The 16,201-nt window shown below is 57.8% G+C and carries 14 protein-coding genes; 7 read left to right on the top strand and 7 right to left on the bottom strand.

Annotation, left to right across the window (positions count from 1 at the left end):
- Positions 1 to 9 precede the first annotated feature (9 nt).
- Genes VW41_16900 through VW41_16890 form a run of 3 tightly spaced genes read right to left on the bottom strand, consistent with a single transcriptional unit; the run spans position 10 to position 2,685 of the window.
- Positions 10 to 1,005, bottom strand: coding sequence for a sugar ABC transporter permease (locus VW41_16900; protein ID AJZ90584.1), 996 nt, complete (start codon positions 1,003 to 1,005; stop codon positions 10 to 12).
- Complete coding sequence (locus tag VW41_16895) at positions 1,002 to 2,507, bottom strand: ABC transporter (GenBank protein AJZ90583.1); 1,506 nt, start codon at positions 2,505 to 2,507, stop codon at positions 1,002 to 1,004. Before VW41_16895 ends, VW41_16900 begins: the two co-directional genes overlap by 4 nt.
- The gene (locus VW41_16890) at positions 2,494 to 2,685 is read right to left on the bottom strand and encodes a hypothetical protein (protein AJZ90582.1); all 192 of its coding nucleotides are present in this window, start codon (positions 2,683 to 2,685) and stop codon (positions 2,494 to 2,496) included. The genes VW41_16895 and VW41_16890 overlap by 14 nt, the downstream gene beginning before the upstream one ends.
- On the opposite strand from VW41_16890, the gene VW41_16885 reads away from it, so the two are divergent.
- Positions 2,684 to 3,763, top strand: a complete 1,080-nt coding sequence (locus tag VW41_16885) for an oxidoreductase (GenBank protein ID AJZ90581.1) — start codon at positions 2,684 to 2,686, stop codon at positions 3,761 to 3,763. The genes VW41_16890 and VW41_16885 overlap by 2 nt on opposite strands.
- Before the next feature lie 438 nt (positions 3,764 to 4,201).
- On the opposite strand, the gene VW41_16880 is transcribed toward VW41_16885, so the two are convergent.
- Complete coding sequence (locus VW41_16880) at positions 4,202 to 5,341, bottom strand: NADH:flavorubredoxin oxidoreductase (GenBank protein ID AJZ90580.1); 1,140 nt, start codon at positions 5,339 to 5,341, stop codon at positions 4,202 to 4,204.
- The gene (locus VW41_16875) at positions 5,338 to 6,783 is read right to left on the bottom strand and encodes a nitric oxide reductase (protein AJZ90579.1); all 1,446 of its coding nucleotides are present in this window, start codon (positions 6,781 to 6,783) and stop codon (positions 5,338 to 5,340) included. Before VW41_16875 ends, VW41_16880 begins: the two co-directional genes overlap by 4 nt.
- Before the next feature lie 220 nt (positions 6,784 to 7,003).
- Here VW41_16875 and VW41_16870 point away from each other — a divergent pair, with 220 nt between their 5' ends.
- From VW41_16870 to VW41_16855, 4 genes are all read left to right on the top strand, one after another.
- The gene (locus VW41_16870) at positions 7,004 to 8,524 is read left to right on the top strand and encodes a transcriptional regulator (protein ID AJZ90578.1); all 1,521 of its coding nucleotides are present in this window, start codon (positions 7,004 to 7,006) and stop codon (positions 8,522 to 8,524) included.
- A gap of 116 nt (positions 8,525 to 8,640) precedes the next feature.
- Positions 8,641 to 9,573 (top strand): ABC transporter substrate-binding protein, encoded by a 933-nt coding sequence (locus VW41_16865; protein AJZ90577.1) that lies wholly within the window; start codon positions 8,641 to 8,643, stop codon positions 9,571 to 9,573.
- Entirely contained in the window at positions 9,570 to 10,364 is a 795-nt protein-coding gene (locus tag VW41_16860; GenBank protein ID AJZ90576.1) for a sulfate ABC transporter permease, read from the top strand. The genes VW41_16865 and VW41_16860 overlap by 4 nt, the downstream gene beginning before the upstream one ends.
- 79 nt (positions 10,365 to 10,443) lie before the next feature.
- Positions 10,444 to 10,914 (top strand): DNA-binding protein, encoded by a 471-nt coding sequence (locus tag VW41_16855; GenBank protein AJZ90575.1) that lies wholly within the window; start codon positions 10,444 to 10,446, stop codon positions 10,912 to 10,914.
- Here the strand turns inward: VW41_16855 and VW41_16850 are convergent, their stop codons facing one another.
- Positions 10,915 to 12,474 carry a hypothetical protein gene (locus tag VW41_16850; GenBank protein AJZ90574.1) on the bottom strand — a complete coding sequence of 520 codons (1,560 nt, stop codon included), beginning with the start codon at positions 12,472 to 12,474 and terminating at the stop codon, positions 10,915 to 10,917.
- 107 nt (positions 12,475 to 12,581) lie between these two features.
- Between VW41_16850 and VW41_16845 the strand changes: the two genes are divergently transcribed.
- A complete protein-coding gene (locus VW41_16845) occupies positions 12,582 to 13,295 on the top strand; it encodes a GntR family transcriptional regulator (protein ID AJZ90573.1) in 714 nt (237 codons plus the stop codon).
- On the opposite strand, the gene VW41_16840 is transcribed toward VW41_16845, so the two are convergent.
- Positions 13,292 to 14,491 carry a 2-dehydro-3-deoxy-6-phosphogalactonate aldolase gene (locus VW41_16840; GenBank protein ID AJZ90572.1) on the bottom strand — a complete coding sequence of 400 codons (1,200 nt, stop codon included), beginning with the start codon at positions 14,489 to 14,491 and terminating at the stop codon, positions 13,292 to 13,294. The genes VW41_16845 and VW41_16840 overlap by 4 nt on opposite strands.
- 281 nt (positions 14,492 to 14,772) lie before the next feature.
- Here VW41_16840 and VW41_16835 point away from each other — a divergent pair, with 281 nt between their 5' ends.
- Positions 14,773 to 16,140, top strand: coding sequence for a PTS sugar transporter (locus tag VW41_16835; protein ID AJZ90571.1), 1,368 nt, complete (start codon positions 14,773 to 14,775; stop codon positions 16,138 to 16,140).
- Positions 16,141 to 16,201 lie beyond the last annotated feature (61 nt).

Below are 16,201 nucleotides of genomic sequence, written 5' to 3'. Positions count from 1 at the left end.
AGTGTTGTTTTAGCGTCGTTGTATGTAAGTAATCGCCAGCGCTGCAGCCAGCACCAGGCCTTTAATAATGTCCATGGCGTAGTAGGGCACGGAGAGCATCACCAGCCCATTTTGCAGCACGCCCAGAATCACCGCGCCCACCAGCGTGCCCAGCGCGTTAGGTTTTCCAGAACCTGCCAGAGAGAAACCGATCCAGGCGGCGGCCACGGCGTCCATCAGGTAACCGCCGCCGGCATTGACCTGTGAAGATCCAATCCGGGAAGCCAGAAGGATGCCACCCAGGCCCGCCAGCAGTGAGGCCAGCACGTAGGCCGCCACGCGATAACGGATGGTGCGAATGCCGGAAAGGCGAGCCGCCTCCGGGTTGCCGCCGATGGCGTACATCCGGCGGCCATGCTTGGTCAGTGAGAGTGCGAGCTGGGCGACCAGCGTGACCACCAGCATAATAATTACGATGGTTGGCACCTGCCCGAGCAGGCCAAAGGCGGCCGGAATAGTGCCCTCGGCCATGTCGCCGCTCGGCAGCACCATGTTTTCGGTAATCGAGCCGCCGTAGCTGTAGGTCATCGCCACGCCCTGAATAACAAACAGGCTGGCAAGCGTGGCGAGCATGTCGGGAATTTTGAGCACCACTATGAGGAAGGCGTTGAACAGCCCGACCAGGGTGCACAGCACCAGAGTGATCAGAATCGCCTCGGTGGTGCCGAAGCCGTGCCAGACGAACAGCGAAATCACCAGCGCGTTTGCCAGCGAGGCGGTCGAGCCGACGGATAAATCAAAGCCGCCAACGGTGAGAGAGATAGACACGCCGATGGCAATCACCGTCACGATGGCGATGGAGCGCAGAATATTGATGATGTTGTTCGGCTCAAGGAAGCTGTCGGACGCGATGCCGAACAGCGCCACCAGAGCAACCACGGTGAGCAACATCCCCCATTTGTAGAGAAAGTCAAAAAACTGCTGGCGGCCGGACGCGCTGGCCTTAAGGGATAATGCTTTGCTCACGCGGGTGTTCCTCCGGTGGAGTAGAGTAATAAGGTTTCTTCGGTGGCCTGATGGCCGTCCAGTTCAGCGACGATGCGCCCGTCCCACAGGACGCAGATGCGGTCGCACAGCCCGACCAGTTCGGCAAATTCGCCTGAGGCATAAATCACCCCTTTTCCACGGCGGGCAAGCTGGTCAATCAGCACGAAGAGGTCGGTTTTAGCTTTGATGTCCACGCCTTTGGTCGGCTCGTCAAAAATCAGCACGTCGGCTTCGTTGCGCAGCCATTTGCCGATGGCTACTTTTTGCTGATTGCCGCCGGACAGGCGGCGCAGCGTTTGCGCCGGACCGCTGGTGCGAATGCCCAACTGTTGAATGGTTTCCTCCGCCCAGCGCCTGGCTTTGCGGTAGTCGAACAACCCCCAGCGGGTAAACTGGCTGTCGGCGCTGACGGCGAGATTCATGGTGACCGACTCGTCGATAAAAATGCCTTCTTTGCGCCGTTCTTCCGGCACCAGCACGATGCCACGCGCGACGGAGTCCGCCGGGTCGGTCGGGCGCCAGTTCCTGCCTTTTAATTCGCCGCGCTCAAGCGTGCTGCGGGTAGCGCCGAACAGCGCTTTGCAAAGCTCGGTTTTCCCGGCTCCCGCCAGGCCTGCAATACCCAGAATTTCGCCTTTGCGCAGGCGCAATGAGATGTTGTGCAGCAGCGAATCGTCATGCAGGCCTTCAACCGCCAGCAGCGTGTCGCCCTCAACCGACGGGCGGTGAGGGGGATAAATATCGTCTAACTGGTGGCCCAGCATTTTCTCGACAATCTCTTCGCCGCTCAGATGCCCCATTGGGCCGCTGTCTACCAGCCTGCCGTCGCGCAGGACCGTCATCTGGTCGCAAATAGCTTTCAGTTCATGGATACGGTGGGAGATAAACACCACGCCGATGCCACCGTTTTGTAGCCGCTGCACGACGCGGAAAAGATGCTCGCTTTCCTGGCTGTCCAGCGGGGCGGTGGGTTCATCGAGGATCAAAAAACGGCAATGATGAGAGAGCGCCCGGGCCAGCAGGATTTGCTGTTTTTCCGCCAGGGTGCATTGCTCAATGCGCTTTTTGACGTCTATTTCCACCTCGAGCTGCGCCAGCGCTTCGCGAGCCTGTCGGTAAATTTTCGACCAGCGGTAGACATGCCCCGTTTCGGCCAGCTTATCGAGCATGATGTTTTCCGCCACGCTAAGGCCCGGCACGAGGGCAGCGTCCACCTCCTGCTGCACCAGATGGATCCCCAAAAGCTTGGCGTCTCTCGGGCTACGGATAGTCACCGTCTCACCGTCGATCAGGACTTCGCCCTGGTAATGATCGTGCGCGCCGGAAAGCACCGCCATCAGCGTGGATTTACCCGCGCCGTTCGCGCCGGTCAATGCATGGACCGAGCCGCCATCCAGCCGGAAATTTACCTGGCTCAGCGCGTTAAAGCCCGCGAAGGCGATAGAGATTTCTCGCATCTCAAGGCGGTTAAGCGTAGTCATAGCGGCGGCGGCTTCCGGGTTTAATGAATTGATCTGTCGAATTTTTAGCGGCCTTCTGGGTTGCGGGCAATGAACGAAAAGACATAAGATAAAGCAAAATGATATTAGCCGTCCAGATGTCTGGACATATCATCGGCATAGAATATATCCCGCCAGCGAAGAAAAGGAAATGCATCATGACCAGCACCGCTATCCGCGTGGTTACCGGCCCCGCTAATTACTATTCACACCCCGGCAGCCTTGCCCGTCTGACTGAGTTTTACAGCGAAGAGCAACTGAATAACGCCGTGTGGATCTACGGCGAGCGTGCCTTTCAGGCGGCGCGTCCTTTCCTGCCGGACGCGTTTTCGCTGCCCGGGGCGAAGCATATTCAGTTTGGTGGGCACTGCAGCGAAAGCGACGTCCAGACGCTGGTGGCGGAGTCCGGCGAGCGGCAGGTGGTGATCGGCCTCGGCGGCGGAGCGCTGCTGGATACGGTCAAGGTGGTGGCCCGTCGTTTGAATGCTCCGGTCGTGGCGATCCCGACCATCGCGGCAACCTGCGCGGCCTGGACGCCACTGTCCGTGTGGTACAACGATGCCGGGCAGGCGCTGCGCTTCGAGATTTTCAACGATGCCAATCACCTGGTGCTGGTGGAGCCGGAAATTATCCTGCGTGCGCCCCAGGAATATCTGCTGGCCGGGATTGGAGACACGCTGGCGAAGTGGTACGAAGCAGTGGTGCTCAGCCCGCGGCCTGAGAATCTGCCGCTCACCGTGCGTCTTGGCATCGGTGCGGCGCTGGCGATCCGCGATGTTCTGCTGGAGAGCAGCGAGCAGGCGCTGGAAGATCAGCGGCAGGGCAGGTCAAGTCAGGCATTCCTGGATGTAGTTGAGGCGATTATTGCCGGAGGCGGCATGGTGGGTGGCCTGGGCGAGCGCTACACCCGCGTTGCTGCCGCGCATGCCGTACATAACGGCCTGACGACGCTGCCGCAAACCGACCGTTTCTTGCACGGGACTAAAGTGGCCTACGGAATTCTGGTGCAGAGCGCGCTGCTGGGGCAGGACGATGTTTTGGCACAGCTAACGCAGGCCTATAAGCGTTTCAATTTACCAACCAAACTGGCGCTGCTGGATGTGGATATTCACAACCGGGCTGACGTGGATAAGGTGATTGCCCGTACTTTACAGGCCGGGGAGTCGATTCATGCGCTGCCGGTAGCGCTGTCGCCGGAGAGTGTGCGGGCGGCGCTGGAGAAAGTGGAAGGGTTGTAAAAATTTGCCCCTCATCCTGCCTCTCTCCCCAAGGGGGCGAGGGAGAAAACAAGCGGTGGCGGGTTTTTTATTCCCTCTCCCTCCGGGAGAGGGGTAGGGTGAGGGAAAGCCGCACTGCTGTGGCTGAAGTCAGTCCCGGGTTAAAAGCGAGGCCCGATTCCGGCTTAAATCGCCTCCGTTTTCTCTCCGACTGGCCAGGGTCCGGCCGTCGGGAACGGCCGGAGGCTGAGAGCGTCGGGAACGCATCTCAGCCGACCCAGGACTGGGAGATAAAACGGAGGTCTGCCGCTTCAGCGGTCGATTTATTTCGCCGGGAGTCCGGGTTCTCAGGGGAATGACGGTGATTCCCCTGAGACGTTCACCGATGCGGTGGCAACATATAAAACTGCACTTAAGGTGAACGGAACTTGAGCCATGTTTGCATAGAAACGACCATGCTTAGGACGCTGATGCCAGCTCCCGCACCAAACTAAACCCCTGCTTCATATACTCCTCGCTGACGATAAACGCCCTTAACTGCTGCGCGGCGTCCATCCCTCTGGCAATCAGACCTTGCTGGCTGGCGGTAATCTGCCAGGTCAGGTCGCGGCGCTGGGTTTCCCCGGCCAGGTGCAGCGGCATCTCCGGCGTTTTCACCTTGACCAGCATCGCCGGGAGGGAAAGTGGGTCGCTCGCACCGAGCAGGTTTTTTGCCAGCGTCATGGCGCTGAGCTGAATCGGCTGCAGGAACGGCAGCACTTTACCGTCGATGGCCGCACAGTCGCCGAGGGCGTAAATATCCGGGTCAGAGGTTTGCAGCCGGCTGTTCACCTGGATGCCGCGGTTAACCTCGAGCCCTGCATGCTGGGCCAGGCCAACGTTTGGGCGCAGGCCGATGGCAGAGACTACCGCATCGACTGGCAGATCGCGCCCGTTGTTGAGCGTGGCGCACAGCCCTGACTCCGCCTGGCTCACCGCCGCCAGTTGCTGGTTAAACAGCAGCTCGACGCCCATCTGGTTCAGGCGGGATTGCAGGCGGCCGCTGACTTCAGCCGGAAGCAGGGATGCCATCAGGTGGCTGGCGTTATCCACCAGCACAACCTCTTTGCCCGCGCGGCAGAAATCCATCGCCAACTCGCTGCCGATCAGCCCGCCGCCGAGGATCATCACCCGCCGGGCGTCACGCAGCCGGGTTTCGCAGGCCTGATACTCCTGCTGGCTGTTGAGCGTTGTCATCAATTCTTTGCCGGAAACAGGTGGCAACAGGGCGGAGGAGCCGGTCGCCAGCACCAGTTTGTCGTAGTGCCAGTACTGCTCGCCACACTTGACCCGTTTATTTTTTGGGTCAAGGCTGCTGACCCAGCTATTGGCGTGCAGCGTCAGGTTGAACTGCTCCGCAAACGCGCCAGCCTGCTGGCGGGTCATTGCCTCGGCTCGCTGGTTTAAGCTGATGACGTGGCTCAGATCCGGTTTGTTGTACTCGTCGGCGCTGTCGGCGGCAATCAGCCGGATGGGCACCTCTGCGCTGTGTTTACGGATATTTTTCACCAATTGGCGGGCGGCGAAGCCCGAGCCGATTATCACGATACCGTTGTTCATTTTGCCTCCGTTGCCAGCGCGTCGAAGACATCTTTTCCCAGCGAACACTCAGGGCACAGGAAGTTGTCGGGCACTTCGCGCCACGGTGTGCCTGGCTCAACGGCCTGCATCGGCTCGCCCTGGGCCGGATCGTAAATCCACTGGCAAACGCTGCACTGCATGCAAGGGCCCAGGTCTGCGCTACGGGAGGCTGGCGCAGCTTCCTCGGCTTTCGGCGCGACCGTGGCCTCAGCCACCGGCAGCGGGGAAAGCGCCCACTGACGGGCTAGTTCGCGGCCATGCTCACGGCAAAGCTCCAGCGCGTTGCCGTCCGGGCGCCATTTCGCCTTCAGGCTGAGGGACATTTCAAACCCGGCGTCCTGCAGGCGGGTAGAAAGGCGATCTACCGCGCCGCCGCTCCAGCCGTGGGACCCGAAAGCGCTGGCGCGTTTATTACGGAATCGCAGCCCGGTTATCTCTTCTACCAGTCCGGCGATTTTCGGCATCATCACGTTGTTCATGGTGGAAGTGCCGACCAGCACGCCTTTGGAACGGAACACGTTGGTCAGAATTTCGTTCTTATCGCTGCGGGCCACGTTGAAGATTTTCACCGCCACGCGGGGATCAACTTCGTGAATGCCCTGGGCAATGGCGTCCGCCATCATGCGGGTGTTATTGGACATGGTGTCGTAGAACAGCGTGATGCGGTCTTCCTGATAATCGGCGGCCCATTTCAGGTACAGCTCAACGATTTGCGTCGGGTTGTCGCGCCAGACCACGCCGTGGGAAGTGGCAATCATCTCCACCGGCAGCCTGAAGCCGAGGATTTCGGTAATTTTCGGCGTTACCAGGCGGCTGAACGGCGTCAGGATGTTGGCGTAGTAGCGCTGACACTGCTCGAACAGCTCGGTCTGATCCACTTCGTCGTTAAACAGGTGTTCGTCGCAGTAATGCTGGCCGAAGGCGTCGTTGCTGAACAGCACCGCGTCGCCGGTCAGGTAAGTCATCATGCTGTCCGGCCAGTGCAGCATAGGTGTTTCGACAAAAATAAGCTGTTTTCCATTGCCGATGTCCAGGCTGTCGCCGGTTTTCACCACGTTAAAGTTCCACTCCGGGTGATGATGGTGCCCGGTAATGGAATCAATGCCGTTGGCCGTGCAGTAAATTGGCGTGTGTGGGATGCGTGACATCAGCTCTGTCAGCGCGCCCGCGTGATCCTCTTCCGCATGATTGATAATGATGTAGTCGAGCGTGTCGAGGTCGATTTCACGCTCAAGGTTCTGCACAAACTCGCGGCTGAACTTATGGTCGACGGTGTCGATCAGGACGGTTTTTTCTTCACGAATGAGGTAGCTGTTGTAGCTGCTGCCGCGCAGCGTTTTATATTCCGTGCCGTGAAAATCACGCACTTCCCAGTCACGTTGCCCAACCCACTGAATGTTGTTTTTAACCTGAATTGCCATTGAGAACCTCATTGATGTCATAGCGTTAAGTGCTTCAATGGCTGTGTTATTGCGAGTATCGTGCCAGTTTTTTAATGCTTTGATTTTTAATTGTTTATTATTTTACGTGCTGATTTTTATTGTCATAATGACAATGTTTATTTTGGTCATAATGACTCAGTCATTTGTCATTTTGACTACTCGGGCGTAAGCTGAACGCCCGCGTTCCCGGAGCCTCACCATGAGCCTGTCGATGTCTTCTCTCGCCGCCATTGCTATCGAACTGCAGAGCGGTATCAGCCATTCAGACCGCTTTTCCCGCGTCATCCGTACCCTGAGAAAGCTGCTTGGCGGCGATGCCACGGCGCTGCTGCGCTACGAGTCGCGACACTTTTACCCGCTGGCGATAGACGGCCTTGCCATTGATGTGCTGGGCCGGCGCTTTGCCGTTGACGCTCATCCGCGCCTGGAGGCTATTGCCCGCGCAGGGGACGTGGTGCGTTTCCCGGCCGACAGCGAGCTGCCCGATCCTTATGACGGCCTTATTCCAGACCACGAAGAGCTAAAGGTTCACGCCTGCCTGGGGTTACCGCTGTTCGCCGACCAGACGCTTATCGGGGCGCTGACCGTGGACGGCATGGATCCTTATCAGTTCGACAGTTTCAGCGATGAGGAGCTCAGGCTGATAGGCGTGCTGGCGGCCGGGGCGCTGAATAATGCTTTGCTGCTGGAACAGCTTGAGAAGCAAACCCCCGAGGGCACGGTGCAGCCCGCTATTTCTCGGGGAGCTGCCGGGGAGATGATTGGTCGCTCGGCGGGTATCAGCCAGTTGAAAAAAGAGATCGATATCGTTGCCAGTTCGGACCTGAACGTGCTCATAACCGGCGAAACGGGGGTCGGAAAAGAGCTGGTGGCGCGGGCGATCCATGCCGGTTCTGCCCGGGCGGCAAGTCCGCTGGTCTATCTTAACTGCGCCGCGCTGCCGGAAAGCGTGGCGGAGAGTGAGCTGTTCGGTCATGTGAAGGGGGCTTTTACCGGGGCGATTCATCACCGCACCGGCAAGTTTGAAATGGCGGATCGCGGCACGCTGTTCCTCGATGAAATCGGTGAACTGCCGCTGGCGCTTCAGGCCAAGCTGCTGCGGGTGCTGCAGTACGGCGATATTCAGCGGGTGGGGGACGATCGCAGCCAGCGCGTGGACGTTCGGGTATTGGCCGCCACTAACCGCGATCTTCGTCAGCAGGTACTGGCCGGCGAGTTCCGCGCCGACCTGTTTCACCGCCTCAGCGTCTTTCCGCTGCACGTTCCACCGCTGCGCGAGCGTGGGCAGGACATTGCGCTGCTGGCCGGTTTTTTCTGCGAGCAAAGCCGCGCGAAGATGGGGCTGAAGCAGGTTGTGCTTAGCGAAGCGGCTCGCGCGCACCTCACGCAGTATGGCTGGCCGGGGAACATTCGCGAGCTGGAGCATGCCATTTATCGCGCGATTGTTCTGGCCCGTGCCGGCTCTCCTCAGGGGGAGCCCGTGCTTCAGCCCCAACATTTCCAGCTGTCTGGTCGGGGGGATGTGGTCGCCCATGAACCAGACACCCCACCTTTGGCATCCCCCTCTGCCAGCCTGCGAGAAGCGACCGATGAGTTCCAGCGCGGCAGGGTTGCTGCAGCGCTTGCCCGCAACGGCAATAACTGGGCGGCCAGCGCCCGGGAGCTTGGCGTCGATGTGGCCAACCTTCACCGGCTGGCGAAGCGGCTGGGGGTGAAGTAACCCCGAGGGAGTACCTCTTAACTTCAACCGCAGATAAATTCATCATACAAACTCGTTGTTTAGCGGCGAAGCGGCGCGGATAATCGCTGTGTATTTTTATATATAACGAGGATGCTATGGCTTTGACTTCAGCACGCAGCGCGGGCGCCCTGGCGCTTTGCTCACTTCTTTTCAGCGCCTCGGCGCTGGCTTCTTCCGATATTCGCGTCACCTATGCAGGCTCGATGGGCAAGGTCATGGACCAGTCCCTCGGCCCGGCCTTTGCAAAAGAAAACCACGGCGATTATCAGGGACAGGGGCAGGGCGCTTACGGGATGGCGCGACTGCTCGCCAGCAAGAAAATTACCGCCGATGTGTTTGTCTCCATCACCCCTGGCCCTATGCAAATTCTGAAAGATGCCGGGTTGATTGACGATGCCGTGCCGGTGGCCAGTACCAGCATGGTTATCGCCTATAGCCCGAAAGGAAAATACGCCCCGCAATTTGCCGCCGCGAGCGGCAAAGACGCCAGCTGGCTGAAAGTGCTGGCGACGCCGGGGCTGAAGTTTGGCCGTACCGACCCGTATAACGATCCTAAAGGGCAGAATATTGTCTTTACGCTGCTGCTGGCGGAAAAATATTACCAGCAGCCGGGCGCGGCGAAGCAGGTGATGGGGGAAGTGCAAAACCCGGCTCAGGTCAGCCTGGAGGGTGGCCTGCTGACGCGGCTGGAGAGCGGGCAGGTTGACGCCGCCGCCGGGTATGAAAGCGAAGTGATTTCCGCCAAACTGCCGTACATCGCACTGCCGGATGAGATCAACCTCAGCAACCCTGATGAAGCCAAACAGTGGTATGACACCGTGAGCTTCACTATCAAGGACAGCGCCGGGAAAGATCGGGTGCTGCATACCCAGCCGCTGGTCTATTACGCTGCCGTGCTGAAAAACGCCCCTAACGGCGTGCAGCAGGGGCAGAAGTTTATCGACTTTATGCGCGGTGCCGAAGGCCAGAAGCTGTTTAAAGCGAATGGCTATGCGGCACCAAAAGGCCAGGCGATTTACGCTCAATGATACGCAGCCCGGCGCTGTGGCTGTCGCTACCGGCGTTGTTGCTGCTGGCGATTCCGTTTGCGACATTGCTCGGTGTTACGCCGTGGCATGGGTTTCATTTGGCCTGGGGCGACGGCGGCGCGATTGCCGTTTCCCTCGGGCTGGGCGGCCTCGCGCTGATGATTGTTGTCGCCCTGGGGCTGCCGGTGGCCTGGTGGCTGGCCTGGGCCAAAGGTCGGCGACGGCTGCTGGTCGAGATCCTGGTGTTGCTTCCCCTGTTAACGCCGCCGCTGGCGATGGGGATTTTGCTGATTTCCGCCTGGGGGCCGTACAGCCTGGCGGGGGAATGGCTGTCTCGCTTTGGGCTGACGCTGGTGAATAACCCCGGGGCTTTTGTGCTGGCGCAGGTGTACGGCTCGCTGCCTTATTTTATTACCGCCGCTCGCTCGGCGTTTGCCGCGGTACCGAAGGAGATCCTTGAAGCCGGTCGTACACTGGGGGCATCGCCCTGGCAGCGCTTCCTGCGCCTTGCTTTGCCGATGTCTGCTCCGGGCCTTGCATCCGCGCTTGCCGTGGCCTGGGTTCGGGCGATAGGAGAATTCGGCATCGTGATGATTTTTGCCTATTTCCCTCAGGGGATCCCCGTCAAGCTGTATACCAACCTGCAAAACGACGGCGTGGATGCGGTTTATACTTTGGTGTGGCTGCTGCTGCTGTTCACTTTGCCTCTGCCGATGATCTGCTTTGCTTTTGCCCGGCGAAAAGCGGCACATTTTCGTCGTCAGCTTCATGTCAGGTTGATGTCGGGTTGATGTCGGGCCGCTGTCGTGTTGAAGTGGCGCGGGCTGAGCCATAGTCAGGGCGGGTTAAATCATTCGAGGATCTCCAGCCATGAGTAACAACATTAAAGCGTTGCGTTTGTCCCGCGCCTGGTCCCAGGAGCAGCTGGCCGAACTCTCTTCCCTGAGCGTCAGAACCATTCAGCGTATTGAGAATGGCGGACAGGCGAGCCTGGAAACCATGAGCGCGATTGCGGCGGCGTTCGATCTCAACGTGACGGATTTGTACAACGATAATGAGTCGGACGGTGAGCCAGAGGATGCGCTCAATACGCGCATTCTTGAGGCTAAACGCCGCGTTGCCCGCGAGTATCGCTTCTACCGTTCGGTGCTGGTGTGGGCGATTGTGTGTACCGGCCTGGCCGCAATTAACTGGCTGACTTCGCCGGGCCAGAACTGGTTCCTGTGGCCAACGCTGATTTGGGGGGCGCTGCTGGTGATGGGCGGCCTGCGTTTGTTCCTGCTGAAAGGCTGGCTGGAGAGGCGCCAGCAGCAGCGCCTCCAGCAGCTGTTGCGGAAGTGATCAGCTCAGGGCGCGGTTACGGGCAATCCAGTCGATAAAGGCCTGTTTAGGCAGGGCTTTGCTATAAAGCCAGCCCTGCCCCCAGGCAACGCCGTGTTCTCGCAGCCATGCCGCCTGTGCCGCGGTTTCAATCCCTTCGGCGAGCGTCGCCAGATGAAGCGTTTTCGCCATTTCAATGATATAGGGCGTGACGTTTTTGTACTCCAGCGCGTCAACGAACGATTTGTCTATTTTAAGAATATCGACGTCGAGATCCTGCAGGTAGCTGAGGCTGGAGTAGCCGGTGCCAAAATCATCCAGGTAGATGGGATGGCCCGCCTCGCGGTATTTCGCCACAATCGGGGCGCTGACTTTCGGGTTGGCGAAGCCGCGCTCGGTGATCTCCAGCGCTATCTGCTCCGCTTTGATTTGGTACTTCAGCAACAGGGGCTTGATGACCTGTAAAATCTTGTCGTTAAGCACATCGGCCGGGGCGAGGTTGATCGAGACATGGTGGTGAGGGTGGGCGTGCAGCCAGTCACCGAGATCTGTGAAGGTTTTTTTAACCACCAGTTCGGTTATCTGTGAAATCAGCCCAGCCTGTTCGGCAATAGGAATAAAAATGTCCGGGCTGATGAAACTCCCGTCCGGTAGACGCCAGCGGATTAACGCTTCTGCCCCCACGCCTTCCCCGGTTTTCAAATCGACTATGGGCTGATATTCGAGGGTAAATTCCCGATCGCGAATCGCATCCTGAATGCGCGCCTGGGGAGATTCAAGGCGTCGCAGCAGGCGGGTGATAAACCAGCCGGCGCTCAGGCTGAAGAGAATACCAATCGGCAGCCAGAGCAGCATTTGCTTATACCAGGCCGTTTGCAACGGGGCGCTGGGTGCCCAGGCTATCATCGCCAGCCCCAGCTCTGATGAGCGGCGAATCACATAGTCGTTTTTCCCGTCCGAGTACGCCTCCGTGCCTTTACTTATTTCGCTCTCCCAGCTGCGATTCGGCAGCGGGGCGTTGCTGGCGATGAGCCGGTTGTGCTGCATGCCGACCATTGCCACGTCTACCGGGTTATGGCCAAAAGGGATCACATCAATAAAGGCAACCGGGTCTATTACCACCACATGCTGTAACTGGCCGATGTACATCATCGGGCGCTCAAAGCCCAGGTCGGTGACGTCGGTGTACCAGGCGAAGAAGCCTTTTGTACCGCTGGTGTCGGGCGGGCCCAGCTTCGCGCCGTCGTGGGTCGTTTCAAGCGACGAGCAAACGGTGCGGTTATTGACGATATAGACCACTTCCTGGATATAGAGGTAATTGAAAGCGACGCGGCGCATCGCATCCAGGTGGCCGCGGGAGCAATACTGGCCGCTGAAGCTGTTTATTTGTGTGAGCGCGGCGGTGGCCTGGTCAATCACTCTGTTGCTACGCAGCAGCGCGCGGTCGGCGTAATTTTCCAGCTCGCTGTGGAAGGTTTTCTCGGCCTTGTTATGCGCCAGATAGATGCTAAGCAAGACCGGCAGCAGCACGGCCATAATCAGCACGCCATTGACGAGACTGACCATTTTTTTGCTTGTCATAAGTGGGTTCCGGCGTAAGGGATTAAACGTTTGGGGTAATTTACCTGCCAGCATAGTTCACCGGGCGCAGGAATGTTATGTTTCAGCGCAAAGGTTAGGAGCCCGCGATGAAAAAGAAAGACTTTGTGACTCAGGATCTCCTGAGCAAAATTTATCAGCACAGCGAGCCGGGCCCGCGCAAACTGCCCCCGGAGCGTCAGCTGGCTGAAGAATATGGGGTTTCGCGGTTCACCATTCGCCAGGCGCTGGAAAAGTTGGTCAGCATTGGCGTGGTCTCCATCATTCAAGGTTCCGGGATATGGATTAACGAGCAGGCCCGCAGCAGCCCGCTGGTGTATAACTCGATCACTGAAAAGTCTTTCGACCGCATTACGTTTCGGCTGGTCAGCCTGCATAAAAAGCTCCCCGACCGCGAGGAGCAGCAGGTTTTTGGCCTCGCTGCGAATGAATTCATCTGGCAGTTTTGCCGCCTGAGGCTGGTGGATAACCAAAAAGTGCAGATTGAAACGTCGCGCATGCCGGCTAAAGATTTTCCCGATCTCAACCAGAAGGTGATTGAAAGCTCTTTGCAGCAGTACGTCCTGAGCAAGGGGTATCGCATTTCACATTTGTTGACCCGTTATCAGGCCGTCACGGTCAATAAAGAGCAGGCTCAAATGCTTGAATGCAAGAAAGGAGTGCCCGCGATGCAGATCAGCAACCGCGGCATCCTCGAAGGGGGACGGGTGTTTGAAATCAGCGACATTGTCGATATCAACTATTCCTGCACCTACGTCATCCCCTTTAACCATGCCAATCTCGCTCGCCGTAAAACGTCTTAAGGCGTGTGTATCGCGCCGTTGGGCAGTCGGCTCTGCGTCCATTCATGCGGGCGATATTCCACCGGGAAGCGTTCCGCCTGCCGCTGGTCAAACGCCACGCCAATGCCTGCTTTTTCCAGTGGATACATATAGCCTTTTTCCGCAGTCGGTGCGCCGGGGAACACGGCGGCGGTGTTCTCTTTGACGGGAATAAACTCCTGAATCGCCGCGTTATGCAGGTGAATATTCAGGTGGGTATTCACCGCTACGGCAATCGGCGTCATGTCCGGCGGCCCGTGCCAGGCGAGGCGCACGCCAAAGGCCTGGCAGAGCACCGCTAGTTTTAGCGCCGGGGTAATCCCGCCGATTTGCGAAACGTGGCAGCGAATAAAATCGATGCGGCGATTCACTATCAGGTCATGCCATTCCGCGGGGTTGTTGAACAGTTCGCCCATCGCCAGCGGTACCGAAGAGTGCTGGCGCACCTGTTCCAGCCACGCGCTTTGCTGCGGCGGCAGAATATCCTCGATAAACCACGGCTGGTAAGGTTCCAGCGCTTTCGCCAGCTGAATTGCTTGCTGCGGGAACAGGCGCTCGTGAACGTCGTGCAGGATATGGAAGCGGTGGCCGTATTTCTCACGCAAGGCGCGGAACATTTCCACCGTGTTTGCCATGTACTCGTCCTGGTCATAGTAGGCGCCGGGCGTGGGGGCTTTGGTCTGGTGCATGCCCTGAGACGTGCCGCCATAGAACCCTAACTGACAGCGGATGTAGCGGTACCCCTGCGCCAGCAGTTTGTTCACTTCCTGGTAGAGCCCGGCAAGCGTTTCGCTGGCGGCGTGGCTGTAGACCGCAATAGCATCCTTCGACTTACCGCCGAAAAGCTGGTAAAGCGGCATATTGGCCAACTGGCCTTTAATGTCCCACAGCGCCATATCCACGCCGGCGATGGCGTTGTTCATGATTGGGCCGTTTCGCCAGTAGGCGTTGACGGTCATCATCTGCCACAGGTCTTCGATGTGGTTGGCGTCGCGGCCGGTCAGCAGTGGCTTGAGGTATTCATCGACCAGGGTTTTAACCGCCAGCGGCCGCTGCTGGAAGGTGGCACACCCGAGACCGGTCACGCCTTTGTTGGTCGTGACCCGCACCGTTACCAGGTTGTGTCGGTCTGGTTTAGTAATAAAACATTCAATATTTTCGATAATTGTGGGTAGCACGAGAAAGCTCCACCATCAGGCTGATATAAACGCAGTGAATTAAGTTCTGCTATTACTATCACCCTATTTTTCCCCGGCGGTAAACGCTTTTTTTTACTCTTTTTTATTGGTCAGTTATTTCACTTTTAAATGCAATAAAACCGTACCAATTGTTGTTCTTGTTCTTTTGAATTGGCTAACTGTGATGCTTGTCATGTTTCATTGGTTTGTTTTTAATTTTTTGATTCTCTACCATCGGCGGCAACAACACATAACAATAAACCAACACCGGGGAGTTATTCATGGGGAGTCGTGACGTCATTGCTTCTATTATCCGTCTGGTCGGCGGGACGGATAATATTAATAAAGTCTGGCACTGCATGACGCGTCTGCGTTTCGATTTAATTGATGATAATAAAGTGAACCAGCCTGAGATCAAAAAGCTGCCCGGCGTGCTGGGGGCGCAGACGCAAAGCGATCAGTTTCAGATAATCATCGGCCCGCAGGTGAACAGCTGGTACGAGCAACTGACAGCGCTGCTCGGCGGCACAAAAGATGCCCCTGCCGCTTCTGCCGGCAAAAAAGAGCGCAAGAGCCTGGTTTCGCTGTTTATGGACACAGTTTCCGGCGTTTTTGGCCCGATTGTACCGGCGATTGCCGGGGCCGGGATGATCAAAGGCCTGTTGGCCGGGCTGGTGGCACTCAAGCTGATTTCGGCCAAAAGCGATACGGTGATTGTTATCGATCTCATCGCCAGCGGGGTGTTTTATTTTCTGCCGTTTTTCCTGGCAATTTCCGCGGCCCGAATTTTTAAAACTAACGAATACCTCGCGGCGGCGGTGGCGGCCTGTTTGATGTATCCGTCGCTGATTGAAGCGGCGAAAGCGTTGGCGGCGCATCAGGCCGGCGCGGTGGACGCTTTCTATTTTCTCAATGTGATCCCGGTTTCGGTCTTCAATTATGCCTCCAGCGTGATCCCGGTTATTTTCTCGGTGCTGGCGCTGAGCTATATCCATCGTTGGGTGGATAGCATCATGCCTGAGGTGCTTAAAACTGTGTTTACCCCGACGCTGACGTTGTTCATCTCCGCCCTTGTGGCGCTGGTGGTGATTGGTCCGCTGGGGATTTATCTGGGGAAAGGGCTGGCCTGGTTTATCGAAGGGTTGTTCGGGGTTTCCGCCAGCTTCGCCGGGCTGGTGGTGGGGGCTATTCGCCCGATAGCGATTTTGACCGGGATGCACCATGCCATGACTCCAATTGCGCTGCAGAACTTTACCGATCGCGGCTATGACATGCTTATGCCGATGATGTTTATGGCTAACATGGCTATCGCCGGGGCGACGTTTGCCATCTGGCGGCAGAGCAAGTCAAAATCGGATCGCTCGGTGGTGCTGTCCGCGGGGATCTCTGCGCTGCTGGGCATTACCGAACCGGCGCTGTTTGGGGTGTTAACCCGCTACAAGAAAGCGTTTATTGCCGCCACGATTGCCAGTTCGGTCGCTTCGGCCTTCATCGCTTTCTTCGGCGTGCGGCTGTACGGCTATATCCTGTCGAGCATCTTTAGCCTGCCTGCTTATATCGGGCCGTACTTTATCTTTGCCCTGCTGGGCGTGGCCCTGGCGCTGGGACTTTCTTTCGTGCTGACCACCGTGCTGGTGCGTGAGAAATAGACAAACGCATTCTCGTCGAGAAAAACCGTGTAAAAACCGCTACTATCGGTTTTTCTCTCGT

The sequence above is a fragment of the Klebsiella michiganensis genome (assembly GCA_000963575.1).
Classification (GTDB): domain Bacteria; phylum Pseudomonadota; class Gammaproteobacteria; order Enterobacterales; family Enterobacteriaceae; genus Cedecea; species Cedecea michiganensis_A.
Note: the sequence above shows the minus strand (reverse complement) of the source record. Positions and strands in the feature narration are given on the sequence as shown.